This is a genomic window from Microbacterium sp. SS28, assembly GCF_022761035.1.
Taxonomy (GTDB): domain Bacteria; phylum Actinomycetota; class Actinomycetes; order Actinomycetales; family Microbacteriaceae; genus Microbacterium.
This window is the reverse complement of sequence record NZ_JAKWJP010000010.1, coordinates 22,454-44,193: the sequence shown is the minus strand read 5'-3', so window position 1 is coordinate 44,193 and position 21,740 is coordinate 22,454. Positions and strand designations below refer to the sequence as shown.

The window sequence follows — 21,740 nt, the reverse complement described above, 5'->3', positions numbered from 1 at the left end:
CGAAAGTGTCAATGGATCTCGGGGTCAGGCCGCCACCAGGACCGGCCCACGTCCATGCTCTCTATGCCCCTTGCAGAGCGGGTCGAGATTGGTGATGGAGGTGCAACCACCGTGCTGCCATGCGATCGAGTGGTCGATCTCACATCTGGATGCCGGCATACCGCATCCGGGTGCCATACATCGGTCTGCTCGCCATCGCACCAATCTCGCGAGCGATGATGGCGGACGATACTGCTCTCGACCGACAGAGAGCACCGCGCCGGTCTCGGGGTGGGTCAGGACTCGCATCCATCCGGACGCTCCCCCGCAGAGTTCGCGGGCCACGGCGAGCGGAATCGGTCCGATGCCTTCGACCACGGGGAGGTCGGCCAGGCCGGCCGGTGTGATGCCACCCCGGTCGGCGTGATGCTCGGTCTCGCTCAGGTCGTCGGGTGAGCCATCTGCGCCTTCGAGCAGCGAGAGCACGGGAACGGTCACGACGACCGTCGCACGGATGCCGCGCGCCTCGACGGGATGATCGGCCGTCGTGCCGTCGATGAGCAGGTCGCACAGCACATCGGCGCGCGCCTGGTCGAGCGTGCGCGTGTCGCCCGGCTGCGCGCACAGAACCTTCGCCATCGCGGTGATCCGGCCGTGTGCGGCATGCACCTCGACGGCCGGCCCGAAGTAGTGCAGCCAGGCAGCGCCGTCCTCTGCGGGCTCGACGTACACGCGACGCTGCACGAGGGCCGCTTCGTAGCGCTCCGCTAGCGTCGAGGCGCGCACCGAGTCGACCAGTCGACGCAGCGACCGGCGGAACGTGCCGACGGCTTCGACCTCGGCGAGCTCGACGGCACGATCGACGATGCCGGCTCGCACCTCGGCTTCGACGGCGTCCAGGTAGTCGACGATCGTCGTCGCGTGGCGCTCTGTCATGCGTCCCGCCCCGAGAGAGGCGAGCACGGTCGGGTAGCGACTGACGAGCGCTTCTGCGAGTGAGAGGAGCGTGGCCGCCGAGTGCTCGGTGATCCGCAGCGCCGCCGCGAGTTCGAGCCGCACGGAGCGCTCGATCACATCCCGAAGCCCGCCACCGTAGCGGGCAGCATCGCCCAGCGCTTCGCGGCGCATCGCGTCGACGCGCTCAAGCCGCTGCGCCGCGCAGATCGCCAGCATCGCATCGACTTCCATGACGAGATCGAGCGCGTCCGGGGCGTCGAAGGCCGCCAGTTCGAGCCCGGCGAGATCCGCCTCCCACGGCTCGGCGATGTCGCCGAGAGGTTGGGTGACGGGGCTTCGATCCATGAGTTCAGTTTAGAACACATCTACGACATTGAGAACGCAATTAGGATCGAGTTTGCTCCTTTCTCGGCTTCCGAGCCGGAATCCACCCCAGGCCTGCAGGGCGTGGGCCGTCGCAGCGAGTGAGAACATTCGTCTCTTTGTACGAAGCATGTCCGGCGGCGATCTTCTCCATGATCCCGCGCCTGAACAGCCCCCTTCAGCTGCTCGCTGCCAGTCGTTGAACGACCCCTCGACGTAATTCGCGCGCTCGGGAGGGGCTCTGCGAGACGCGACGCTGAACCCACCTACCCGGTGACTACACGATCCCTGCGGGAACGACGAAGCGGCGGCATCCCTCCCCAGGTGCCGCCGCTTCTTCCGCCTCCCCCAAGGCGGCCCCAAGCTACTGCTGGCTGAGATCTCCGTACAGGGTGAAGATCGGCAGGTACAGCGAGATCACGATCCCGCCGATCACGATGCCGAGCACAACGATCAGGAGCGGCTCGATGATCGACGAAAGCTGTGACGTGACCGTGTCCACTTCGTCCTCGTAGAAGTCCGCGATGCTCGCGAGCATCTCGGACAGAGTGCCCGACTCCTCACCGATCGCGACCATCTGGGAGACCATCGCCGGGAAGACGTTCGCCTTTGCGAGCGGCGCCGCGAACGATCGACCCTGCCGCACCGACTCCTGCACGTCGTGCACCGCGCGCTCGATGGCCCAGTTGTTGGATGCCTGGGCCACGATCGCGAGCGCCTGGATGATCGGCACGCCCGCATCGAGCATCATCGACAGGTTGCGACTGAAGCGGGCGACCGACATCTTCGTGAAGAGCTTGCCGAAGATCGGCATCTTGAGCTTGAACGGGTCGAGGACCTTGCGGACGCTGTCCTTGTTCTTGTTGCGCAGCCACCAGATCGTGACACCCATGACCGTCACGATGAGCAGCGGCAGGATCCACCACATGTTGCGCGAGACGTTCACGAGGATCTGCGTAGGCAGCGGAAGCTCCGAACCGATCCCCGCGAACATGCTCTCGAAGACCGGTACGACGAACGTCACCATCGCGATCACACCGAGGACCGCGACGATCAGCACGATGATCGGGTAGGTGACTGCTGCGCGGATCTTGTTCTGGAGCTCGGACTCCTTCTTATAGTTCTCCGCGAGCGACTCCATCGCCCGCGCCAGGAAGCCACCGGTCTCGCCGACCCGCACGATGCTGATCAGAAGCGGAGGAAAGACTTCGGAATGCCGAGCCAGGGCATTCGAGAAGGACTGACCGCTCTCGACATCCGCCTGCACCGCGATGAGCGCCGGCTGCAGCTTCTTGTCCTCCGTCTGCTCGATCAGGATCGCCAGCGTTCGCATGAGCGGGAGGCCGGCGTTGAGCAGGCCCGCCATCTGCTTCGTGAAGATCGCGAGCGACTTCGGCTTGACCGTGCCGCCCAGCCCAGGGAGTTTGATCTCCCGGTTGAGACCGGTCTTCGAGAGCGCCTTTATCTCGAGGGGCGTCAGCCCCTGCGCACGCAGCTTGCCCGTCACGGCCGACTCGCTCGCCGCCTCCATCGACCCCTTGACGACGGCTCCGCCGCGCGGGTCGATCGCCCGGTACGTGAACTCTTGCACGATCGACATGTCAGACCCCCTGGATCATGTGCTCGGGCGCATGCATGGACCATGCCTCGGCATCGAGGTCGCGCGGTCGCACGTGCACACCGTCGAGGTAGCTCGGGTCGACGGCGAACTGACGGGCGACCTGCTGCGCGATGATTCCCTGTTCCACCATGCGACGGAGGTCCTGGTCGAGCGTGTGCATGCCCATCTGGCCGCCCGCCTGCATCGCCGTGTAGAGCTGCGCGACCTGACCCTCGCGAATGAGGTTCGCGACGGCGGGCGTGTTGATGAGCACTTCCGTCGCGATCGTGCGTCCGTTCGTCTGCGAGAGAGGGAGCAGCGTCTGGCTGATGATGCCCTGCAGCGTGTCGCCGAGCTGCGTCCGGATCTGGTGCTGCTGATCAGAAGGGAAGACGTCGACGATGCGGTTGACGCTCTTCGCGGCACCCTGCGTATGCAGCGTCGAGAGCACGAGGTGACCCGTCTCGGCCGCCGACAGCGCCGTGCGGATCGACTCGGGATCGCGCAGCTCGCCGATGAGGATGACGTCGGGGTCCTGGCGCAGCACGCGGCGCAGCGCCTCGGCGAACGAGGCGGTGTCGGCACCGACCTCGCGCTGATGGACGAGCGACCGCTTGCTCTCGTGGTGGAACTCGATCGGGTCTTCGATCGTGATGACGTGCGCCGGCAGGGTCTCGTTGATGATGTCGACCATCGCCGTGAGCGTCGTCGACTTGCCCGACCCCGTCGGGCCCGTCAGCAGCACGAGGCCGCGCGGCTTGAGCGCGAGGTCGCGCGCGATGGCAGGCGCCCCGAGCTCCTCTAGCGAGAAGACGCGCTCCGGGATGAATCGCAGAGCGACCGCCACCGAGCCGAGCTGGCGGAAGACGTTGACGCGGAAGCGTCCGAGACCGTCCGACGCGTGGGCGAGGTCGACCTCATGCCGCTCTTCGAACTCGTCGCGCTGCGCCGGACCCATCAGTCCGAACGCCGCCGACTCGACCCAGAGTGCCGACAGCGGGTCGGTGAAGCCTGGGATCGCCACGAGATCACCGTCGACCCGCATGAGGGGCACGGCATCAGCCGTCAGGTGGACATCGGATGCCTCGTAGCGAGCAGCTGCCGAGAGCAGGCCGTCGAGCGCAGTAGGGCTCATTGTTCACCCTTCCAGGGGAAGCACGAAGGTCAGTGCCGAGACAGTGATGTTGAAAGTCGAACCGTCGGACGCCACCGTCGACTTCACCTGGCCGAGCAAGCGTGGCCCCGCGCGAAGTGCCTCGAGGAAGGCCACGACCTGGTTCATGTCGCCTGCCGTCGCGCCGATGGTGAAGTCGACTTGAGTGCGACCCGCGGTGGCAGAGGGCGTGTCCTGTGCGACAGGCTGCGCGGCCGCATCGGTCGTCGTGGCCGGCTCGCCCGACGTCGACTCGGACGAAGGTGCCGCCGCAGGCGGGGCGGCTGCCACATCGCTGATCGCCGTTGCGGAGGTCCGCTCGACGAAGGCTGCAGACTCTCCCGCAGCCACGTTGGTGAGTGTCACGCCGGAGGACGCAGCCGCTGTCGCGACCAACTCGAAGACATCGTCCAGCTCGTTGGCCGGGGTGATCTGCGTCTGAAGACTCGCCACGGACGCCTGAGTCGCATCGAGGTTCTCCTCCTCTTCGCGCAGACCGTCGATCTGAGCCTGGTACGTCGCGTTCGTACTCAAGACCGTTGCCGTCTGGCCGACGACGCCGAGCGCCTGAAGCGCGATCGGCATGGCGACCAGGAAGATGCCGAGAGCCAGGACGCCAATAGTGACGATGACGCCCAGCACGTTGATGAGTGAACGAGACATCACTGGGCCCCCTCCACAGGCGCGTACTGACCTGAGTAGATCGACTGGTCGAAGGTGACGTCGAGCTGGTAGGTATAGCGGCTTCCGCCTTCCCCCCCGGTCGTCAGGGCGCGGCCATCCACGTTCGCGACGGACTCGAGGTCTCGGAGTTGGCGAATCGTCGCGGGCAGATCGATCGGATTCGGGCTGTCCAAGGTCATCGTTCCAATGAGCCCCACGTCAGACGTCGGGTCCTCTGTCTGCGCATTCCCGCCGCTCGTGAGGTCGAACCCCGTCAGTCGCACCTCCGCGGGGAGCGCGCCCGTGATCGCGGCCACCAGGGGCGTCCATGCGAAGTCCGAGCCCATCGCATCCGCGCGGAAGTACGTGAGCTCACCCTCGGCCGCGATCGCTCCGCTCACCTCCGAGAGGCTCGACAGCTCTGTGAGGAGCACTGTGGTGTTGGCCTGCTCGACGGCAAGGGCCTGATCGGCAACGAGCTTCAACGCGAAGGCCCCTCCCACGACGAGAGCCGCGACGACCAGCGACGTGAAGACGGCCCAGCCCCACCCGCGGACGAGCGACGCCCGCTTGCGCCGCTCGATCTCGAGCGGCGGCATGAGGTTTACACGCGGCACGCCCGCGAGCACGAAAGCAGAGCTTGCCATCAGTTCGTCTCTCCAAGAAGAACGCCGAGCGTTGCCACGGCGTTGAACGCGAGGTCGTCGGTGAGGGTGAGTCCTGCACCCACCTTGACGATGTCGGTGACGTTGAGCGGGCGCACCGGGATGTCGAACGCGCGGGTGAGCGCGTCGGCGACGCCCGGGGCGAGGTATCCGGCCCCGCTCACACAGGCTGCCGCGAGTCGGGGGGCTCCGGGCCGCGCGGCGAAGAACGAGATCGTGCTGCGGATGCGCGTGATGAGGTCTCCGATCGCGGGATCGTTAGCGCCGCCCGTGCGCAGGTTGGCGCGCGTGCGTGTCACGCTCGCCGGCATGGGCGGGACCGTCTCGAGCGCGAGCTCGTCGAGGACGACGTCCGAGAACGCCAACAGCGCGTCGTCGTGACGCCGGGATGCGGCAGTCGGCACGTCGATCGGGATCATGCGAACGAAGTGCGGGACGCCGTCCGTCGAGATCACGACATGCGTCGTGTGATCGCCGATGTGCACCATCGCGACGGCGTCTCCCTGAACCGCGATGCGCTTTGCGACGCGCGCAAGTCCGAACGGCAGGAGGTCGACGGTCTTCGTCCTGAGCTTGGCGCGGTTCGTCGTCGCGACGAGCTGCTCCATCGTCTCGGCGACGGCGGCCACGAGCATCCCGCTGACCTGATCGCCCTGTTGCCCGAGCGGATAGAAGTCGAGCACCGCCTGATTCGCCGGCACCGGAAGGAGGTCCTGGACCTGATAGGGCAGGGCCTGCTTGAGCATCGCAGGCGCCATCGCCTGCGTCGTGTACTCGCGAACGAGGATGCGCCGACTGCCGACGCCGAGCGTCACTTCGCGGCCCTTGATGCCGGCCGTCGACCACAGCTGGCGCAGCGCCATCGCGACGACGTCTCGGTCGAGCACCTCCGAGTCGCGCGCGGCGTCGGGCGGAAGCGGCACCTCCCCCGCCGCGAGCAGGACGGGTGTTCGCCCCTTGCGCACTTCGACGGCGCGCACACTCTCTTCCGTGATCTCCAGACCGACCAATGTCGATGCCATTTCTTGCCCCTTCCCCTGCCTGCTCAGACTGCGAGCAGCCCCAAATACCAGGCGCCGAGCGCCTGCCCAAGAACAATGCCCACCCACGCGCCCGCGATCATCCACGGACCGAACGGGATCGCCGTGCGACGGCCGGCCTTCTTCGCGCCGATCAGCGCGAGCCCGAAGACTCCGCCGAGCAGGAACGCCGCGAACGCCCCGACGGCGAGCGATCCCCAGCCGAGCCAGCCGAGATACATCCCGACGACACCCGCGAGCTTGACGTCGCCGCCGCCCATGCCGTCGGGACGGACGAGACGGATGACGAAATAGAACGCGTAGAGGATCGCCATGCCGATGCCGGCACGGAGCAGATCATTCCAGTCGGCGCCGAGGACACAAGCGGTGGTGAAGAGCACCGCCGCCACGACGTAGCTCGGCAGCACGATCGCATTCGGCAGGCGGTGCGTGTCGAGGTCGATGACCGTCAGCACGACGCTGATGGCCGCGAAGTAGAGAAACGCGACCAGCACCGCAAAAGTCGCCGGGAGGGGCACGGTGCTGGTCGCGAGCGTGAGCCAGGCGACGAACGCGAAGAGCGCGCCCGTGATCGCCTCGACGATGGGATACCGCGGCGAGATCGGCTCGCCGCACGACGCGCAGCGTCCCCGCAGCGTGAGCCAACCCAGCACGGGAACGTTGTGCCACGGCTTGATCACGGAGTCGCACGATGGGCAGCGGCTCTCGCGCACGAGGGACGCACCTGCCGGGACTCGTATGGCGACGACGTTGAGAAAGGAGCCGATCACGAGTCCGACCAAGCCGGTGAAGACGATGATCGCCGTCTGAAGAACCACTATGGCGCGACCTCGACTTGTGTCACGCGGACCGGCTTCTGGATCGTCGTGACGGTCGGACCTGTCCCGCTGCCTGCCGACTGCCCGAGCTTGCAGCCGAGATCGATGACAGGTGTCCACTTCATCTGCTTGCAGGTGAAGGACGGCTGCACCCAGTGCGAGTTGCCATCGTTGGCTGCGTAGTACTGGCCCGTGAAGGCGTTCGGCTCTTTGCTGATGCCGCACGCAGTGTAGAACATCACGTCGACACCGAGCGTTGCCGGCAGGGTGATGTCGTCTCCCGCACTGCCGCCCACCCGGCAGTTGGGCAGAGGATTGGTCGTGTTCGCATCGCCGTGAATGAAGAAGAACTGACTCTTCGCGGCAAGAAGCGACGTCACCGTCCCGCTGATGTCGACGTTCATCGCGACGCCGGAAGGAACGAGGAACAGAACATCGCGGTTCAGTGCGGCACTGGTGACCTTCGCCGTCACATCCGTCGTGCACGCGGAGTAGTCGATGCCCACACGGTTCATACCCGACGCGAGGGTCTTCGTCACGCTCGCTGTCACGTCGCCGGTGCAGACTTTGTTGCCCTTGTGGTCCGTCGTCGGGGTGTAGGTGACCCAGTCGACATCGGCGCCCCACACCGACTTCGTCGACGGCAGGTCGACCCAGGCCGTCATCGCGAAGACATCGGCGAGCGAGGGACTGAAGACTGCAGGCGCGGGCGAAACGTTCTGTTCGATCCCACCGAGCACGATCGCCTGCGGATTCGTCTTGACGTCGACGGTCTTCGCCGCGCGCGCCTTTCCGTTGACCTGACCGGCATCGACCGTGATGTTTCCGTTGGACACGAGGTCGACTCCGACGATCATCCCGCCGGCACTCATCGTGATGTCTCCTCCGGCGACCACGGACTTGCCGACTGCGGAGTTCGACGACTTGAGATTGACTCCGTCGCGTACGTAGATGCTGCCCGTGATCACGCATTTCGCGCTGATCTCGAGGGAGCCCTTGGGCACCCAGAGGTCGCCGTCGATGGTCGAGTCGGAGTTGCAGTTGTAGTCTCCATCGCGGATGACGACGTCACCGGTGTACGTGGATTTGGTGAGCTTGAACGTGCCGCTGAAGTAGGCGAGCGACCCGCCCGGCTGATTCTCGTACGTGACGAGTCGGCTGTAGGTCGCCACGATCTTGCTCGTGGCGCCCGACGCGTCGTAGCCGGTGGACGTGATGGTGAACGTGCTGCCTGCTGTCTTGCTCGGGCAGACGTCGGCGCTCGCTTCGTAGAAGGGCGCTACATGTCCGCTGCCGACCGGGTTCGATGCCGTCAGACTGCAGGTGGCCGCGAGGACGTTGGCCAGCACAGCGTCTCTGCCGGACTCGGCCGCAATGAAGGACTGGGTCGTGCTCTTGTTCGCGACGTTCGAGCCGATGGCGTAGATGACCGTGCTGGCGATGATGCTCACCGCAGCGACACCGACGAACATCATCAGCAGCACAGCGATGAGTGCGACACCGTCGTCGCTACGCCGGCTCGAGGGAAGTCCGTTCTTCGTCATGATCAGCACCCGCCCATCACCCCTGTTTTGTCGTTGCGTGTGTACGCATTGCCGGTGAACCGCACCGGCGCCGAATCGCTCGTGGCATTGAACGCGTAGGTGACCCCGTCGCCGCCGAGCGCGGTGAACGCAGGAGTGGATACACCCACGGCTGCGACGCGCTTCTGCCATACAGGCCAGACACTGATGTCCGGAGCCGGACTGCTGCTCACCGACATCTTCAGACCGTCACTGGTAAGGGCGAAGGCTTGGCACTGTTTCGACCCGGCAAATGATGTGTTGACGTGAAGGGTCGATCCATCAGGCGAGACGGTGAACGCGATCGCGTTGCGCATCGCCTTCTCGATCTCTGACGACACGAGCTGTCCGCGTGTGGTGGCTTGCGTCTGCGAGGTCACGCTCGCCTGCGCCCTCAACGTGTTGGTCAGGATCATCACGATCGCTGTCGAAATGATGCCCAGAATGACGATGTAGATGATGAGTTCGATGAGCGTAAGTCCCTCATCGTTCGTTGAGAGCTTGCTCATGGGACGTAAACCATCGCGTCGACGCGGGCTAGCTCCTTGCCGGCCTGCCGCGCGACGAGTGTGAACTTCACGAGCGACGTACCGCTGCATGCGGGCGTGACGATGGTGCCACTCGGATCCTCGGCGGCCGTCGTGAACTGACGGCCGCGCCCGTCGACGAAAGTACGCGAACCTGTCGCCACTGCAACGCTGGCGCAGCTTTCGCCATCATGAGCCTGGTCGACGAGGCTGTTCAGTTGGCGTGTCGCCGTCGCGACTGTCGTCTGATCGGACGAGTATCGGATGCCGTTCCAGATTGCGGGCGCAATGGCGACCGCGATCACCGCAAGGAGGAGCATCGCAATGACGAGCTCAACCAACCCGAATCCAGCGTCAGATTCCTTGTCCACTTCACGGCCCGCCGTTTCGCCCAACCTCGATCTGGAACGATCGCCAGGAAGCTGCATCTGCCGCGGCTTCCTGGCGATCGTGAGTCGTGCTACTACTTCGCGGCGCCGAAGCCACCCGCGTTCGTACCAGCGATGCATCCAGGCCCCTCGCCCCAGGAGCCGAAGTTGCCGCCGTCGTAGGAGACCACGACGCAGATCTTCGAGGCGTCGGTGCCCGTTGCCGGTGAAGCGAGGTCGATCGTGTCCGGGGCCGTGACCAGCGTCGAGAAGCCTGCAGCGCCCTCCACGTCTGTGGCGCTCTTGCCAGTCTGCGACATGGTGACAGCCGCAGAGGTCGCGCCATTGGCCGCCGCGGACTGAGCGGCGGCGTCGTTGGCGTTCTTCTGGATGCCCGCGAAGATCGGGATCGCGATCGCGGCGAGGATACCGATGATCACAATGACGACGATGAGCTCGATCAGCGAGAAGCCCTTCTCGCCGGTCTCTTCGCGGCGCGCCTTTGCGGCCTCGAGGCTGTTCTTGATGGTTGCACGCATGTGCGTATCTCCTTGTTTGATGACAAGCGGACAGCACTGAATAGACCGGCGACATCACCAGTCAGCGAACAACCCCAGTTACGTACAGCTCCGGCACACCCAAGTACCGGCCCCAAGAACATCCCCAGTTACGTGTCCCAGTCTTTTCAGAGCTGGGTTTTGAGATACACGCAACTGCGTGGATCCCCTCCCGCCGACAATCATGAGAGATCTCTCATGATTCGTCAAGCGGGAATCTATCACGCTTCTATAACGCCCCTAAGTGGAACGCAGTCCCAGCCGCATCGAGACCCCGTTCTCAGCCGTCGAGCACCTCGAGGCGCACCGACACGGGGCCTCCGTCGACGAGGGACTCGGCATCCCGAACGGCCTTCTTGAGCGGCAGCACATACGCGCCGGCGGAGGAGTCAGGGAAGATCGAGGTGCGCCACTCGGAGCTTCCGATGCGGGCGAGCACGCGCACGGAGCCGAAGCCGCGGGAGGGGCGAGGGATCTCGCGGATCTGCTCGCTCAGGTCGACCGGCAGCGCCGTGAAGAACCACGTGTCGGCGCGGCGGGCGTCCCATGTGAAGACCTCGCCGTCGAACTCGACCTTCATGGGATCGAGGGTAGTGCGGGCGAGGTTACTCGGAGCCTCGGGCGTTCGACTCGCTTCGACACGGGAGAGCGGTTTCTCTTGCGGGGCGAGGGGCGGCGGGTATATCCAGAGCGGGAGCGCATCCCTCGCCCCGCGCAGAAGCCGCGGATGGGCGCGCAGAAAGCCAGGCAGCCGATGAAGGCCTTCGCAGTCGCTGAGCAGGGCGCGCAGCCCGCACACCTCGACATCGACATCCCCGAACCCGACCCCGGCGAAGTGCGCGTGCGCGTCACCGCCGCATCGGTCAACGGCTTCGACCTCGCCGTCGCGGCGGGGTGGATGGCGGGATTCTTCGAGCATCGGTATCCGGTCGTGCTGGGGCGCGAATTCGCGGGAGTCGTGGATGCGGTCGGCGAAGGCGTCTCCGGGCTCGGCGTCGGCGACCGAGTGCTCGGCGTCGTCGCGAAGCCATTCCTGCGCGAAGGCGCGTTCGCCGAATACACGACGGCCTTCGCCGACGGAGGACTCATCAAGGCCCCCGACGACCTCACCGACTCTGAAGCGGCCTCGCTCGCCCACACGGGATCGACAGCCCTTGCGATCCTCGCCGCGATCGGCGACCCCGTCGGCAAGACCGTGCTCGTCGTCGGCGCGACCGGCGGAGTCGGGACCATCCTCGTGCAGCTCGCCGCGGCCGCCGGCGCCGTCGTCATCGCGACGGGCCGCACGATCGACGGGCGCGACCTGCTCACCGAACTGGGAGCGGCGCACGCCGTCGACTATGCGCGGCTCGCGGCATCCGTCCGGGAAATCGCACCGCACGGCGTCGACGTCGCGGTGCACCTCAAAGGCGACCCGGGCGAATTCGCGGAGCTCGTGAAGGACGGCGGCACGCTCATCTCGCCCGTGCTGTTCTCGCCCGACATGTTCCCCGACCAGGAGCGACTCACGGCGGTGCCCATCGCGGGCTACCCCACCACGGAATCGCTCGAGCGGCTCACGGGGCTCACGGGGTCGGGCGACCTGCGCATCATCGTCGACCGCGAGCACGCGTTCGACGAGATCGCGCAGGCATTCGGCGCGTACGGGCACGAGACGCTGGGGAACATCGTCATCCGGATCTGGTAGCGGGGCTCGGAACGCCACTCGCCGGCCTTGGAGGCGGGTGGCGTTTCGTCCCGCTTGGCTCGCTCAACGATCACGGGGTTGGGCCGTGCCCACGCGGGCGGCACCTCGACGGCGCAGCACGATCGCGAGAAGCACGATCGCGACGATCTGCAGCACCACCACGAGGCCGATGAGGAGCGGCACATTGCCGTAGAGCGCGCCCGCGACGACGGCGCCCGCGAGGGCTCCGACGCCCTGGAACACGGCGAACCAGCCATAGGCCGCGCCGCGCTTGCGGCCCGGCACCAGATCTGCGACGAGGGCCTTGACCGTCGAGTCCTGCACCCCCGTCGCGGCACCCCAGACGACGACTCCCCCGACGACGGTGGCGAGCGTCGGGCCGAGCACGAGACCCGGCACGAAGAGAGTCATAACCGGAACGGCATACAGCACTCGCGCGCCCCAGCGGTCGTATGCCCAGCCGGTCGCGAATGCCGAGAGCGCGGCCGCGGCCATGCCGAGCGCGTAGACGAGAGGCACCCCGGCGAGAGGGACGAGATCGCTCGCCGCGAGGTGGAACGAGACGATCCCGAAGCTCAGCAGACCGAAGGTCGTGAGGCCCGCGAAGAGCGAGAAGAGGAGGAAGGTGCGGAAGGTCGCGCGCGCAGCGGCGGCGACGGATGCCGCGGCTTCGGCGGTCGTGGGCTGCGGGTCTGTCGGGCGGGGGTCAGCGTCAGACCTGGACTGAGCCACCGCGGACTTCGCCGGTGCGGGCTTCGCGGGCTCGGGCTCCGCCGGCTGGTACATGCTCGGGTCGGGGACCTTCGCGCGCAGCCAGAAGAGGAGTACCATCGCGGCCGCCGCCGGCACGATGAGCACGAGGAAGGCAGGTGCGAGCGAGCCCGTCAGCGCCGCGACGCCCGCGACGATGAGCGGCCCCCCGAAAGCACCGATCTGGTCGAGCGCCTTGTGCACGCCGAAGCCCTTGCCGACGCCGACGGCGAGCGCAGCATCCGCGAGAAGCACTGTCTTGGCAGGTGAGCGGATCGCCTTGCCGGTGCGCTCGACCAGGATGAGGGCGCTCGCGACCGCGAGCCCCGCGGCGCCGAGCATCGGGGTGAAGGCGAGCAGCGGCACCGAGATCGCGGTCAGGGCGTATCCCGCGATCGTGAAGCCCCAGTACGCGCCCGTGCGGTCGGCCCACGGTCCCGTCACGAGCCGGAGGAGCAGCGCGAGCGCCTGCGCGCCGCCCGTCACGAGACCCACGAGCAGCGCCGTCGCCCCGAGCTGCTCGAGCAGTGCGCCGGTCACCGATGCGGCGCCGTCGGCGACCATGTCGATCAGCAGGCTCACGAATCCGAGTCCGACGATCATCGACCACGGCGTGAGGGCGGGCGGGCGAGTCGGCTGGGTATGCGGCATCCGTTCCAGGCTATCGATCAGCAGGGGGGCGCCCGTGCGCTCCGTGCGCGCTGTCGGGGGTGCGACGTAGGGTCGGTGCATGGCAGCCGCTGCTCCGCGCCTTCGGATCGTGCCGGCGAACGAGGCATCGTGGGACGACCTGCAGGCGATCCTCACCGGCACGGCGGGGCACTGCCAGTGCGAGCGGCAGCGCCTGGGCGACCACGACTGGTGGTACATGCCCGAGAGCGAGCGCGGGGCGATCCTGCGGGCCGAGACGAATTGCGGCGATCCGCGCGCGACCGAGACGATCGGCATCGTCGCCTACCTCGACGACGAGCCCGTCGGCTGGTGCGCCGTCGATCGCCGCAGCGTCTACGGCCGGCTCCGCGGCTCGCCCGTGCCATGGAAGGAGCGCAGCGAAGACAAGGACGACGAGTCGGTCTGGGCGATCCCCTGCCTCGTCGTGCGGCGCGGGTTCCGCGGCCGGGGCTACACCTACGACCTCGTCGCGGCAGCCGTCGCGCATGCCCGCGCCCGCGGAGCCGAGGCGATCGAGGGCTACCCCATGGTCACGGGCGGCGCCGAAGTGACGTGGAACGAGATGAGCGTCGGCGCCGTCGGCCCCTTCGCCGCAGCCGGATTCGTCGAGGTCTCGCACCCCACCAAGCGCCGGCTCGTCATGCGGCTCGAGCTCTGAGCGCGGCATCCCTTCGTCCGCTTCGCATTACGGCGGGTGACGGATGCCGCACCCCTCCCGTCACCCGAGTCGGGTGAGCGGCGGCGCGCCTGCGTGATCCGAGTCCGTGGATCACGGGAACATCGTGTCGATGGGCAGGCCGTACGGGCCCGTCCGTGGATCCCGCGGTTCTGCGGGCCGTATCACCTCAGAAAGGGGTTCCGATCATGTCCAACGTTCAGAAGCAGTCCGGCTGGGTCGGCTGGGCCGTGTTCGGCGGCATCGTCCTGATCATCGTGGGCGTCTTCAACGCGCTCTTCGGCCTCGCCGCGATCATCGGCCCGTCGAGCGCCTACTTCGTCACGATCACCGGCAGCATCTGGCTCGTCGACGTCACGACCTGGGGCTGGTGGCACCTCATCGTCGGTCTCCTGATCGTGCTCGTCGGAGTCTTCGTCCTGCGCGGCGCGACCTGGGCCCGCATCACCGGTGTCGTGCTCGTCTCGATCAACGCCGTGAGCCAGTTCGCGTCGATCCCCTACTCGCCGTGGCTCGCGCTCACGATCATCGCGCTCGACCTGCTCGTGATCTTCGCGCTCGTCGTGTACGGCAAGGAGCTGCAGGACCGCTGACCCCGTCCCGCTCGAAAGGGCGCCGCATCCTTCGGGGTGCGGCGCCCTTTCTCGTGCCGTCCCGCGCGTGCGGCGTCCTAGGATCGAGCGCATGTCGCACGGCTCCTCCCCTCGCCCCCGCCCTCGCCCCGCCGCGGTCGACGACCGGCCGCGGGATCTGTCGCGGCCGCTCCCGGCAGGGCTCAGCTGGGGCGTGCTCGTCGTTTTCGCGGCGACGTTCGGCGCGGCATCCGTGATTCTGGATCTGCCCTGGTGGATGCCGGCGCTCTACGGTGCTCTGAGCCTCGTCGCATTCGCGGCCTACGGGCTCGACAAGCGCGCAGCGCGACGCAGTGCGCCGCGGACGTCGGAGCGCACGCTGCTCACACTCGGACTGCTCGGCGGGTGGCCCGGAGCGCTCGTCGCGCAGCAGGTGTTCCGGCACAAGACGCGCAAGCGGACGTTCCGGCGGGCGTTCTGGGGCACTGTCGTGCTGAACGTCCTCCTGCTCGGCTCCTTCATCGCGCTTGCGACGATGCGGGGCTGGGACCTCGCGCTTCCCTGGTCGCCCGACGCGGTGACGTCGCTGCTCGGCTGACCCCACGGCATCGAACCAGGAGGCGCTTCGTCTCGCTTCGCTCGCTCGACGAACAGGGCGCGCCGCCGCGAACGGCCGAGGGCCCGGCTCACCACTGGGGGTGGATGGACTCCCGCAGGCGGCGGTCGTAGACCTCGCGGACGACGCCGTCGAACGCGGCGAGGTCGAAGCCGGAGCCGGGCTCGAGGAGTGCTGCGGCATCCGCGTTCGACCGGGCCTGGGCGATGTTGCGCGCGCCCGGGATCACAGAAGTGACACCCGGCAGCGAAGTGATCCATGCGAGCGTCGCGGCGGGAAGCGAGACGCCCGACGGCAGTGCCGCGGCGAGCTCGGCGACCGCCTCGAGCCCTGTGGCGTAGTCGACGCCCGAGAAGGTCTCGCCCCGGTCGAACGCCTCACCCTGGCGGTTGTACGTGCGGTGATCGTTCTCGGCGAATGTCGTCGCCGCCGTGTACTTCCCCGAGAGGAGTCCCGATGCGAGGGGAACGCGCGCGAAGATCGCGACCTCCGCCGCGAGCGCCGCAGGCAGCACCTCGTCGAGCGGCTTGAGGCGGAAGGGATTCAGGATGATCTGGACGTTCGTGACGTTCGGCCGCGCGATCGCGGCGAGCGCCTGCGCTGTCGTCTCGACCGAGACGCCGTAGGCCGCGATGGTCCCGTCGGCGACGAGCGCGTCGAGCTCGTCATAGGTGGCGTCGGCCTCGATGACGGCGGTCGGCGGGCAGTGCAGCTGCACGAGGTCGAGCGTGTCGACGCCGAGGTTGCGGCGCGACCGGTCGGTCCACGCACGGAAGTTCGCGGGCGAGTAGTTCTCGGGCTCCTGCGCGAGACGGCGGCCCATCTTCGTCGCGACGACGACGTCATGACCCTCGGCGAGGAAGGCGCCGATGATCGACTCGCTGCGCCCGTCGCCGTACACGTCGGCGGTGTCGAAGAGCGTCACGCCGTTCTCGACCGATGCCGCGAGCACGGCCCGCGCGTCGGCCTCGCTCACATCGCCCCAGTCGGCGCCGAGCTGCCACGTGCCGAGTCCGATCGGCGAGACGGTGCGGCCGGTGCGGCCGAGCGGACGCTGCTGCATGGGGAGGCTCCTTAGAGTTCGGGGGGTGCCTCTATCCTGACGCCTCGCTGCGCTGCCGCGGCATCACATCCCGGGGATTGACAGCAGCGCGAGGATCTCGATGGAACCGCCCATGGCCTTGTGCGGGTGATCGGCGAGAAGGGCGTCCAGCTCGCCGAGCGAATCCGCCTGCACGAGCGAATAGCCGCCGATCGACGTCTCCGAGCCGGGATCGGCGCCCGACACGGGCTGTGTCGGCGAGCCGAAGTCGACGACGGCGTCGCCCGCCTTCGCCTGCCAGTCGGTCCACGCCTTCATGCTCTCGGCGGCTGCTTCGGGGTCTTGGTCGGCCATCTGGTCGGCGGCGGTTCCGGGCGCGCGGTAGAGGATCAGGTACGTGCTCATGACGGTCTCTTCTCGGGTCGAGCCGCGAGGCCGTCCCCCGCGGCACGTGCAATCTACGCGCGGTCCGACTCGCCCGCCAGAGCCCCGCTGTCACGGGTCAGGCGCGGATGAAGACGGGCGTCCCTTCGGGGAGCTGGGCGAGCCGATCGATCGCGGCGGCGTCCAGCCGGAGGCATCCATTCGATATCTGACCCGAATGCGCATCGTGATAGTGGAACGCCGTCACGGCGACGCTCGATCCGCCGAACCCGTCGAGCGTCGGCGACTGCACCGAGAGGTACACGATCGGGTGCCCGCGCGTGTACCAGAGCGAGGGATCGGCGCGGACGAGCATGACGAAGGCGCGACCGAGCGGCGTCGGCGTCGCGCCCGTGCCCCAGCCGAAGTCGCTCGCGACCCGCTCGGACGCCCCGGCCTTCCAGATGTCGATCGTGCGTGCCGAGATGCTCACGGCGACGACCTGGTCGAGGGGCGTGAGCTCGACATCCTGCATCCGCAGCCAGCCCGTGACCTGCGCGGGGTTCCCCTGCGACGGGATCGCCTGCCGCCCCGTGAGCAGCACCTTGACCCAGTTGTCCTGCCGCTCGATGACGGGCACCGTCGTGCCGCCGTACACGAAGTCCCGCAGCAGCCGCGAGACGGGCTGCCCGAGCGGATCCGTGAAGACGGGCGCCGCCCAATCCCGTGGCCGCGCGGCTTCGCCCGTAAAGGCGGCGTCCGGCTTGTCATCGACCGCGATCCCCGCGTTGACGGCGAAGACGTCGGTCGAAGGCAGCGCGTTGAGGTCGTAGCCGGCGGTGTTCGCCGGGAATCCGGTCGGCGTCGGAGTGGGGGTGGGGGTGGGGGTCGGCGTGGGAGTCGGGGAAGGGGTCTGCGTCTTCGTCGGCGAAGGAGAGGGAGCGGATGCCGCGGGCGCGCCGGGCTGCGCGAGCCACGCGATCCCGAGCCCGACGACGAGCGCGGCGACCGCGGCTGCCGCGATCCACACGATGCGCCGACGCTGCTGCCCCATTGCTCCATCGTCCGTTGCGGCATCCGGATCCCGCAACCCGGGATGTGCTGTGTCCGACCGCTTCGCTAGCATCGCGACCATGTCGGAACATCGCGTGACTCCCCCGCCGCCGTCGGACGAGAAGGTCAAGGGCCCCGCCTCGTACTTCCCGAGCATCGAGAAGAACTACGGGTGCCCCATCCAGGACTGGCTCGACATCGCGGTCGAGCAGCTCGAGACGAAGAAGCACATGGAGGCGGTCGAGTACCTCAAGACCGAGTACGGCCTCGGGCACGGCCACGCGCAGGCGATCGTCGGATACACGAAGCAGAAGCTCGCGGGCTGAGTCGCGGGCTCCCGGGCTCGCTCGCGGGCTCGCTCGCGCACGCGAAAGCGCCCCGTCCCGGGCGAGGTGGGACGGGGCGCTGGTCTGGTCGCGTTACGCGGCCTTGGTCGCCTTGGCGGAGACCTTGGCAGCCTTCGGAGCGGCCTCGGCGGCAGGAGCCGCCGTCACCGAGTCGCCGGCCTGTGCGGTGTGCGCACGGTGGGCGCGGACCTCGTCGAAGGACGTGCCGTAGTAGGCGGCCTCCATGATCGTCCGCATGTCGGCGAGCATCGGCATCCGCGGGTTGGCGGGCGCGCACTGGTCGCCGTAGGCGGCCATCGCGAGCTCGTCGAGGCGGCCGATGAAGTCGCCCTCGGCGACACCCTGCTGCTGGAACGACCGCTCGATGCCGACCGCGTCGCGCAGCTTCTCGACGGCCTTCGCGTAGCTCTCGACGCCCTCTTCGGGGGTCGACGCCGGCAGGCCGAGGTGCGCCGCGATCTCCTGGAAGCGCTCGGGCGCGATGTAGCGCTCGTACTTCGGCCAGCTCGTGAGCTTCGTGGGGATGCGCCCGTTGTAGCGGATGACGTGCGGCAGGTAGATCGCGTTCGTGCGGCCGTGGACGAGGTGGAACTTCGACCCCGTCACGTGGGCCATCGCGTGCACGATGCCCAGGAACGCGTTGCCGAACGCCATGCCCGAGATGGATGCCGCGTTGTGCATCTTCTCGCGGGCCCGGATGTCTTCGGCAGCGGTCGAATTCGGCTGCGCCTGGGCGCTGCGCTCGATGTTCTCGAAGATGAGCTTGATCGCGTGCAGGCACAGGCCGTCGGTGTAGTCGTTCGCGTACACCGAGACATAGGCCTCGGTCGCGTGCGTGAGGGCGTCGAACCCGGCGTCAGCCACGAGGAAGCCCGGGAGCGCCTTCGTCAGCTGGGGGTCGATGATCGCGACGGACGGCGTGAGCGCGTAGTCGGCGAGCGGGTACTTGTTGCCCGTCTCGTCGTCCGTGATGACCGCGAACGGCGTCATCTCGGAGCCCGTGCCCGACGTCGTCGGGATGCACACGAGCTTGGCCTGCTTGCCGAGCTCGGGGAACTTGAACGCGCGCTTGCGCACGTCGAAGAACTTCTCGCGCATGTCGGAGAACTGCACGTCGGGGTTCTCGTACAGGAGCCACATGACCTTCGCGGCGTCCATCGGCGAACCGCCGCCGAGCGCGATGATCGTGTCGGGCTTGAACTCGCGCATCTGCGCGGCACCGGCCTGGACGGTCGAGAGCTTCGGCTCGGGAAGGACGTTGTCGATGATCTGCAGCTGCACGCGACCGGGACGGCGGTTCAGCACGTCGATCACCTTGTCGACGAAGCCCATGCGGGTCATGCCCGCGTCGGTCACGATCGTGACGCGCTGGACGCCCTTCATGTCGATGAGGTAGCGGATCGAGTTCGGCTCGAAGTACGTCTTCGCCGGCACCTTGAACCACTGCAGGTTGTTGTTGCGGCGACCGACGCGCTTGACGTTGAGGAGGTTCACCGCCGAGACGTTGTTCGAGACCGAGTTGCGGCCGTAGGAGCCGCAGCCCAGGGTCAGCGACGGCATGAAGGCGTTGTAGATGTCGCCGATGCCGCCGAGGGCCGACGGGGCGTTCTCGATGATGCGCACGGCCTTGACCGCCTCGGCGAAGTCGGCGATGACGGCGGCGTCGTTCGAGTGGATGGCACCCGAGTGGCCGAGGCCGTCGAAGGCCACCATCTGCGCCGAGAGGTCGATGCCCTCAGCGGGGGTCGCAGCGCGCAGCACGGCGAGCACGGGGGCGAGCTTCTCGCGCGTCAGGGGCTCCTGCGGGCCGACGCTCGCGACGTCCGCGAGCAGGATCGAGGTGTCCTCGGGGACCGAGAAGCCGGCCTGCTCGGCGATCCAGACGGGCGACTGCCCGACGACCTTGGCGTTGAGCTTCGCCAGGCCACAGTTCTCAGAGGTGGCTGTGACTCCGAAGATGAACTCCTCCAGCATCCGCTTCTCGTCCGCGTTGACGCGGTACGCGTGCAGCCGCTCGAACTCGGCGAGCGCCTCTTCGGCGATGGGCTCGTCGAGGATGACGGCCTGCTCCGACGCGCACACCATGCCCATGTCGAAGGACTTCGAGAGCACGATGTCGTTGACGGCGCGACCGACCTTCGCGGTGCGCTCGATGAAGGCGGGGACGTTGCCCGCGCCGACGCCGAGGGCCGGCTTGCCGCACGAGTACGCGGCGCGGACCATGGCGTTGCCGCCCGTCGCGAGGATGAGGGCGACGCCCGGGTGGTTCATGAGCTCGCCGGATGCCTCCATCGACGGCTCTTCGATCCACTGGATGCAGTTCTCCGGGGCGCCGGCGGCGACCGCCGCGTCGCGCACGATCGTCGCGGCGGCGACCGAGGAGCGCTGGGCCGACGGGTGGAAGCCGAAGACGATCGGGTTGCGGGTCTTCAGCGCGATGAGCGACTTGAAGATCGTCGTCGAGGTGGGGTTGGTCACGGGGGTCAGTGCGCAGACGACGCCGACGGGGTCGGCGATCTCGGTGATGCCCGTGATGTCGTCGTGCGAGATGACTCCGACCGTCTTCTGCTTGATGATCGAGTGCGTCACGTGCTCGCAGGCGAACATGTTCTTGACGGCCTTGTCCTCGAAGAGGCCTCGACCTGTCTCTTCCACCGCGAGCACCGCGAGGGGTCCGTGCTCGTGGAGAGCCGCCACCGATGCCTTGCGCACGATGTGGTCGATCTCTTCCTGCGTGAAGGACCCGTACTCAGCGAGCGCTTCCTGCGCCTTCGCGACGAGTGCATCGATCGACGTGGACATTGTGATCTCCAACCCAGGAGCGGATGCGACATCCGCATCCTTGCTTTCCTGGGCCCGGCGATCTGTGTCCGCGCCCTGTCGAGATCAATTATGGCGCATGTGGTCTGACCACACAACGGGCGAACTCGAGAGTGGTTCGATGTCGTGATTTCCGAGGTCCCGTTCGCGAGCGTCAACCGAACGCCACAGGCCGGAGCCGGAATCTCTCGTACGCAGAGAGGTGGATCGCCTGCCGACCGCCCACTTCGGTGAGCGGGATCTGAAAGTAGGTAAGCGACCCATCGATCACGAAGAAGTCATCGATCTCGTCGGGATCGTACGTCCTGCGTCCGCGTCCCGCCGTGGACAGGTACACCTTCCATGTATCGCCCGCGCGCACCGTCGTCGTCTTGACCTGCACGCGGCGAATCCCCTCGCCGCTTTGGACGAGCAGGTCGTATCGACTGGGTTCGAGAGGCCAGGAGACCTCCTGTCCACACAGCGTGAACCACGCTGCCGCGAGCAGCGAGCCGGCTCGCGGCAGGTTCACAGTATCGGGTCGGACATCCAGAGGAATCGCCGACTCGGAACGCGGCGCCAGATGCGCCACGTCAACGCCCAGCCGCGCGGCGTGGCCCCTTGCGGCAGCTATGCCCGATGCGCCCCGCAGTCCGAGGCGTTCGATCACCTCACCCCAGGTCTCGGAGTCGGACACCGCCGCACGCAGACGCTCCGATGTGAGCCGAGCGGTCGAGAAGTGACTGTAGTCCAAGCCGAGCACGTCGGCCCGCGAGCGGACGGACCGCATTGCGCCTGCCGAGGTCGCCGCCAGTCCGAGTTCCCGCAGGGTCGCTCGCCAGGAATGCGACCGCGCAATCGAGACGCTGAGCTGATCGTCTGTGTACGTTCGGTCCCGGGCCATGCGCGGA

Annotated in this window: 23 protein-coding genes; 5 read left to right on the top strand and 18 right to left on the bottom strand. The window is 67.5% G+C overall.

The genetic code is table 11. The features are described 5' to 3' along the window. Nucleotides 1-24: 24 nt before the first annotated feature. The 12 genes from MJ607_RS19480 to MJ607_RS19425 form a co-directional block, all read right to left on the bottom strand. Complete coding sequence (locus tag MJ607_RS19480) at nt 25-1,281, bottom strand: HNH endonuclease signature motif containing protein (protein ID WP_243077300.1); 1,257 nt, start codon at nt 1,279-1,281, stop codon at nt 25-27. Nucleotides 1,282-1,663: 382 nt separating this feature from the next. Next, nucleotides 1,664-2,899 (bottom strand): type II secretion system F family protein, encoded by a 1,236-nt coding sequence (locus tag MJ607_RS19475; protein ID WP_243077299.1) that lies wholly within the window; start codon nt 2,897-2,899, stop codon nt 1,664-1,666. A 1-nt stretch (nt 2,900) separates the two neighbouring features. Beyond that, on the bottom strand, nt 2,901-4,034 hold the full coding sequence (locus tag MJ607_RS19470) for a type IV pilus twitching motility protein PilT (RefSeq protein WP_279234925.1): 1,134 nt from the start codon (nt 4,032-4,034) through the stop codon (nt 2,901-2,903). A gap of 3 nt (nt 4,035-4,037) precedes the next feature. After that, nucleotides 4,038-4,715, bottom strand: coding sequence for a hypothetical protein (locus MJ607_RS19465; protein WP_243077298.1), 678 nt, complete (start codon nt 4,713-4,715; stop codon nt 4,038-4,040). Beyond that, complete coding sequence (locus tag MJ607_RS19460) at nt 4,715-5,362, bottom strand: hypothetical protein (protein ID WP_243077297.1); 648 nt, start codon at nt 5,360-5,362, stop codon at nt 4,715-4,717. Before MJ607_RS19460 ends, MJ607_RS19465 begins: the two co-directional genes overlap by 1 nt. After that, the gene (gene pilM / locus MJ607_RS19455) at nt 5,362-6,402 is read right to left on the bottom strand and encodes a pilus assembly protein PilM (RefSeq protein ID WP_243077296.1); all 1,041 of its coding nucleotides are present in this window, start codon (nt 6,400-6,402) and stop codon (nt 5,362-5,364) included. The genes MJ607_RS19460 and pilM overlap by 1 nt, the downstream gene beginning before the upstream one ends. A gap of 23 nt (nt 6,403-6,425) precedes the next feature. Beyond that, the gene (locus MJ607_RS19450) at nt 6,426-7,238 is read right to left on the bottom strand and encodes an A24 family peptidase (protein WP_243077295.1); all 813 of its coding nucleotides are present in this window, start codon (nt 7,236-7,238) and stop codon (nt 6,426-6,428) included. After that, nucleotides 7,238-8,782 carry a hypothetical protein gene (locus MJ607_RS19445; protein ID WP_243077294.1) on the bottom strand — a complete coding sequence of 515 codons (1,545 nt, stop codon included), beginning with the start codon at nt 8,780-8,782 and terminating at the stop codon, nt 7,238-7,240. Before MJ607_RS19445 ends, MJ607_RS19450 begins: the two co-directional genes overlap by 1 nt. Nucleotides 8,783-8,784: 2 nt before the next feature. Beyond that, complete coding sequence (locus tag MJ607_RS19440) at nt 8,785-9,309, bottom strand: prepilin-type N-terminal cleavage/methylation domain-containing protein (protein WP_243077293.1); 525 nt, start codon at nt 9,307-9,309, stop codon at nt 8,785-8,787. Continuing rightward, nucleotides 9,306-9,755: a prepilin-type N-terminal cleavage/methylation domain-containing protein gene (locus tag MJ607_RS19435; RefSeq protein WP_243077292.1), complete on the bottom strand. Its 450-nt coding sequence runs from the start codon at nt 9,753-9,755 to the stop codon at nt 9,306-9,308. The genes MJ607_RS19440 and MJ607_RS19435 overlap by 4 nt, the downstream gene beginning before the upstream one ends. Before the next feature lie 35 nt (nt 9,756-9,790). Continuing rightward, the gene (locus MJ607_RS19430; RefSeq protein ID WP_243077291.1) at nt 9,791-10,234 is read right to left on the bottom strand and encodes a prepilin-type N-terminal cleavage/methylation domain-containing protein; all 444 of its coding nucleotides are present in this window, start codon (nt 10,232-10,234) and stop codon (nt 9,791-9,793) included. Nucleotides 10,235-10,532: 298 nt separating this feature from the next. After that, nucleotides 10,533-10,832 (bottom strand): DUF1905 domain-containing protein, encoded by a 300-nt coding sequence (locus MJ607_RS19425; RefSeq protein WP_243077290.1) that lies wholly within the window; start codon nt 10,830-10,832, stop codon nt 10,533-10,535. Nucleotides 10,833-11,006: 174 nt separating this feature from the next. Between MJ607_RS19425 and MJ607_RS19420 the strand changes: the two genes are divergently transcribed. Beyond that, nucleotides 11,007-11,939 carry an NADP-dependent oxidoreductase gene (locus tag MJ607_RS19420; protein WP_243077289.1) on the top strand — a complete coding sequence of 311 codons (933 nt, stop codon included), beginning with the start codon at nt 11,007-11,009 and terminating at the stop codon, nt 11,937-11,939. A gap of 63 nt (nt 11,940-12,002) precedes the next feature. On the opposite strand, the gene MJ607_RS19415 is transcribed toward MJ607_RS19420, so the two are convergent. Beyond that, nucleotides 12,003-13,340, bottom strand: a complete 1,338-nt coding sequence (locus MJ607_RS19415; protein ID WP_243077288.1) for an MFS transporter — start codon at nt 13,338-13,340, stop codon at nt 12,003-12,005. A gap of 79 nt (nt 13,341-13,419) precedes the next feature. Between MJ607_RS19415 and MJ607_RS19410 the strand changes: the two genes are divergently transcribed. From MJ607_RS19410 to MJ607_RS19400, 3 genes are all read left to right on the top strand, one after another. Further along, complete coding sequence (locus tag MJ607_RS19410; RefSeq protein ID WP_243077287.1) at nt 13,420-14,019, top strand: GNAT family N-acetyltransferase; 600 nt, start codon at nt 13,420-13,422, stop codon at nt 14,017-14,019. Between the two features lie 206 nt (nt 14,020-14,225). Then, nucleotides 14,226-14,630: a hypothetical protein gene (locus MJ607_RS19405; RefSeq protein ID WP_243077286.1), complete on the top strand. Its 405-nt coding sequence runs from the start codon at nt 14,226-14,228 to the stop codon at nt 14,628-14,630. A 91-nt stretch (nt 14,631-14,721) separates the two neighbouring features. Then, nucleotides 14,722-15,207 carry a DUF1294 domain-containing protein gene (locus MJ607_RS19400; RefSeq protein ID WP_243077285.1) on the top strand — a complete coding sequence of 162 codons (486 nt, stop codon included), beginning with the start codon at nt 14,722-14,724 and terminating at the stop codon, nt 15,205-15,207. 88 nt (nt 15,208-15,295) lie between these two features. Here the strand turns inward: MJ607_RS19400 and MJ607_RS19395 are convergent, their stop codons facing one another. The 3 genes from MJ607_RS19395 to MJ607_RS19385 all read right to left on the bottom strand — a co-directional run bounded on the left by MJ607_RS19395 (nt 15,296) and on the right by MJ607_RS19385 (nt 17,684). Further along, complete coding sequence (locus MJ607_RS19395) at nt 15,296-16,288, bottom strand: aldo/keto reductase (protein ID WP_243077284.1); 993 nt, start codon at nt 16,286-16,288, stop codon at nt 15,296-15,298. Nucleotides 16,289-16,351: 63 nt separating this feature from the next. Beyond that, complete coding sequence (locus MJ607_RS19390) at nt 16,352-16,672, bottom strand: hypothetical protein (RefSeq protein ID WP_243077283.1); 321 nt, start codon at nt 16,670-16,672, stop codon at nt 16,352-16,354. Between the two features lie 97 nt (nt 16,673-16,769). Continuing rightward, nucleotides 16,770-17,684 carry a L,D-transpeptidase gene (locus MJ607_RS19385; RefSeq protein WP_243077282.1) on the bottom strand — a complete coding sequence of 305 codons (915 nt, stop codon included), beginning with the start codon at nt 17,682-17,684 and terminating at the stop codon, nt 16,770-16,772. 79 nt (nt 17,685-17,763) lie between these two features. On the opposite strand from MJ607_RS19385, the gene MJ607_RS19380 reads away from it, so the two are divergent. Further along, nucleotides 17,764-18,009 (top strand): DUF4287 domain-containing protein, encoded by a 246-nt coding sequence (locus MJ607_RS19380; protein WP_243077281.1) that lies wholly within the window; start codon nt 17,764-17,766, stop codon nt 18,007-18,009. A 93-nt stretch (nt 18,010-18,102) separates the two neighbouring features. Here MJ607_RS19380 and adhE read toward each other — a convergent pair whose 3' ends face one another. Next, nucleotides 18,103-20,832, bottom strand: a complete 2,730-nt coding sequence (adhE, locus tag MJ607_RS19375; RefSeq protein WP_243077280.1) for a bifunctional acetaldehyde-CoA/alcohol dehydrogenase — start codon at nt 20,830-20,832, stop codon at nt 18,103-18,105. Nucleotides 20,833-21,004: 172 nt separating this feature from the next. Beyond that, complete coding sequence (locus tag MJ607_RS19370) at nt 21,005-21,733, bottom strand: hypothetical protein (RefSeq protein ID WP_243077279.1); 729 nt, start codon at nt 21,731-21,733, stop codon at nt 21,005-21,007. Between the last annotated feature and the right edge of the window lie 7 nt (nt 21,734-21,740).

Bases quoted from the DNA above. Each gene is read 5' to 3' on its own strand.
- MJ607_RS19480 (WP_243077300.1), bottom strand. From the start codon at position 1,281: ATGGATCGAAGCCCCGTCACCCAACCTCTCGGCGACATCGCCGAGCCG.
- MJ607_RS19475 (WP_243077299.1), bottom strand. From the start codon at position 2,899: ATGTCGATCGTGCAAGAGTTCACGTACCGGGCGATCGACCCGCGCGGC.
- MJ607_RS19470 (WP_279234925.1), bottom strand. From the start codon at position 4,034: ATGAGCCCTACTGCGCTCGACGGCCTGCTCTCGGCAGCTGCTCGCTAC.
- MJ607_RS19465 (WP_243077298.1), bottom strand. From the start codon at position 4,715: ATGTCTCGTTCACTCATCAACGTGCTGGGCGTCATCGTCACTATTGGC.
- MJ607_RS19460 (WP_243077297.1), bottom strand. From the start codon at position 5,362: ATGGCAAGCTCTGCTTTCGTGCTCGCGGGCGTGCCGCGTGTAAACCTC.
- pilM (WP_243077296.1), bottom strand. From the start codon at position 6,402: ATGGCATCGACATTGGTCGGTCTGGAGATCACGGAAGAGAGTGTGCGC.
- MJ607_RS19445 (WP_243077294.1), bottom strand. From the start codon at position 8,782: ATGACGAAGAACGGACTTCCCTCGAGCCGGCGTAGCGACGACGGTGTC.
- MJ607_RS19440 (WP_243077293.1), bottom strand. From the start codon at position 9,309: ATGAGCAAGCTCTCAACGAACGATGAGGGACTTACGCTCATCGAACTC.
- MJ607_RS19435 (WP_243077292.1), bottom strand. From the start codon at position 9,755: ATGCAGCTTCCTGGCGATCGTTCCAGATCGAGGTTGGGCGAAACGGCG.
- MJ607_RS19430 (WP_243077291.1), bottom strand. From the start codon at position 10,234: ATGCGTGCAACCATCAAGAACAGCCTCGAGGCCGCAAAGGCGCGCCGC.
- MJ607_RS19425 (WP_243077290.1), bottom strand. From the start codon at position 10,832: ATGAAGGTCGAGTTCGACGGCGAGGTCTTCACATGGGACGCCCGCCGC.
- MJ607_RS19420 (WP_243077289.1), top strand. From the start codon at position 11,007: ATGAAGGCCTTCGCAGTCGCTGAGCAGGGCGCGCAGCCCGCACACCTC.
- MJ607_RS19415 (WP_243077288.1), bottom strand. From the start codon at position 13,340: ATGCCGCATACCCAGCCGACTCGCCCGCCCGCCCTCACGCCGTGGTCG.
- MJ607_RS19410 (WP_243077287.1), top strand. From the start codon at position 13,420: ATGGCAGCCGCTGCTCCGCGCCTTCGGATCGTGCCGGCGAACGAGGCA.
- MJ607_RS19405 (WP_243077286.1), top strand. From the start codon at position 14,226: ATGTCCAACGTTCAGAAGCAGTCCGGCTGGGTCGGCTGGGCCGTGTTC.
- MJ607_RS19400 (WP_243077285.1), top strand. From the start codon at position 14,722: ATGTCGCACGGCTCCTCCCCTCGCCCCCGCCCTCGCCCCGCCGCGGTC.
- MJ607_RS19395 (WP_243077284.1), bottom strand. From the start codon at position 16,288: ATGCAGCAGCGTCCGCTCGGCCGCACCGGCCGCACCGTCTCGCCGATC.
- MJ607_RS19390 (WP_243077283.1), bottom strand. From the start codon at position 16,672: ATGAGCACGTACCTGATCCTCTACCGCGCGCCCGGAACCGCCGCCGAC.
- MJ607_RS19385 (WP_243077282.1), bottom strand. From the start codon at position 17,684: ATGGGGCAGCAGCGTCGGCGCATCGTGTGGATCGCGGCAGCCGCGGTC.
- MJ607_RS19380 (WP_243077281.1), top strand. From the start codon at position 17,764: ATGTCGGAACATCGCGTGACTCCCCCGCCGCCGTCGGACGAGAAGGTC.
- adhE (WP_243077280.1), bottom strand. From the start codon at position 20,832: ATGTCCACGTCGATCGATGCACTCGTCGCGAAGGCGCAGGAAGCGCTC.
- MJ607_RS19370 (WP_243077279.1), bottom strand. From the start codon at position 21,733: ATGGCCCGGGACCGAACGTACACAGACGATCAGCTCAGCGTCTCGATT.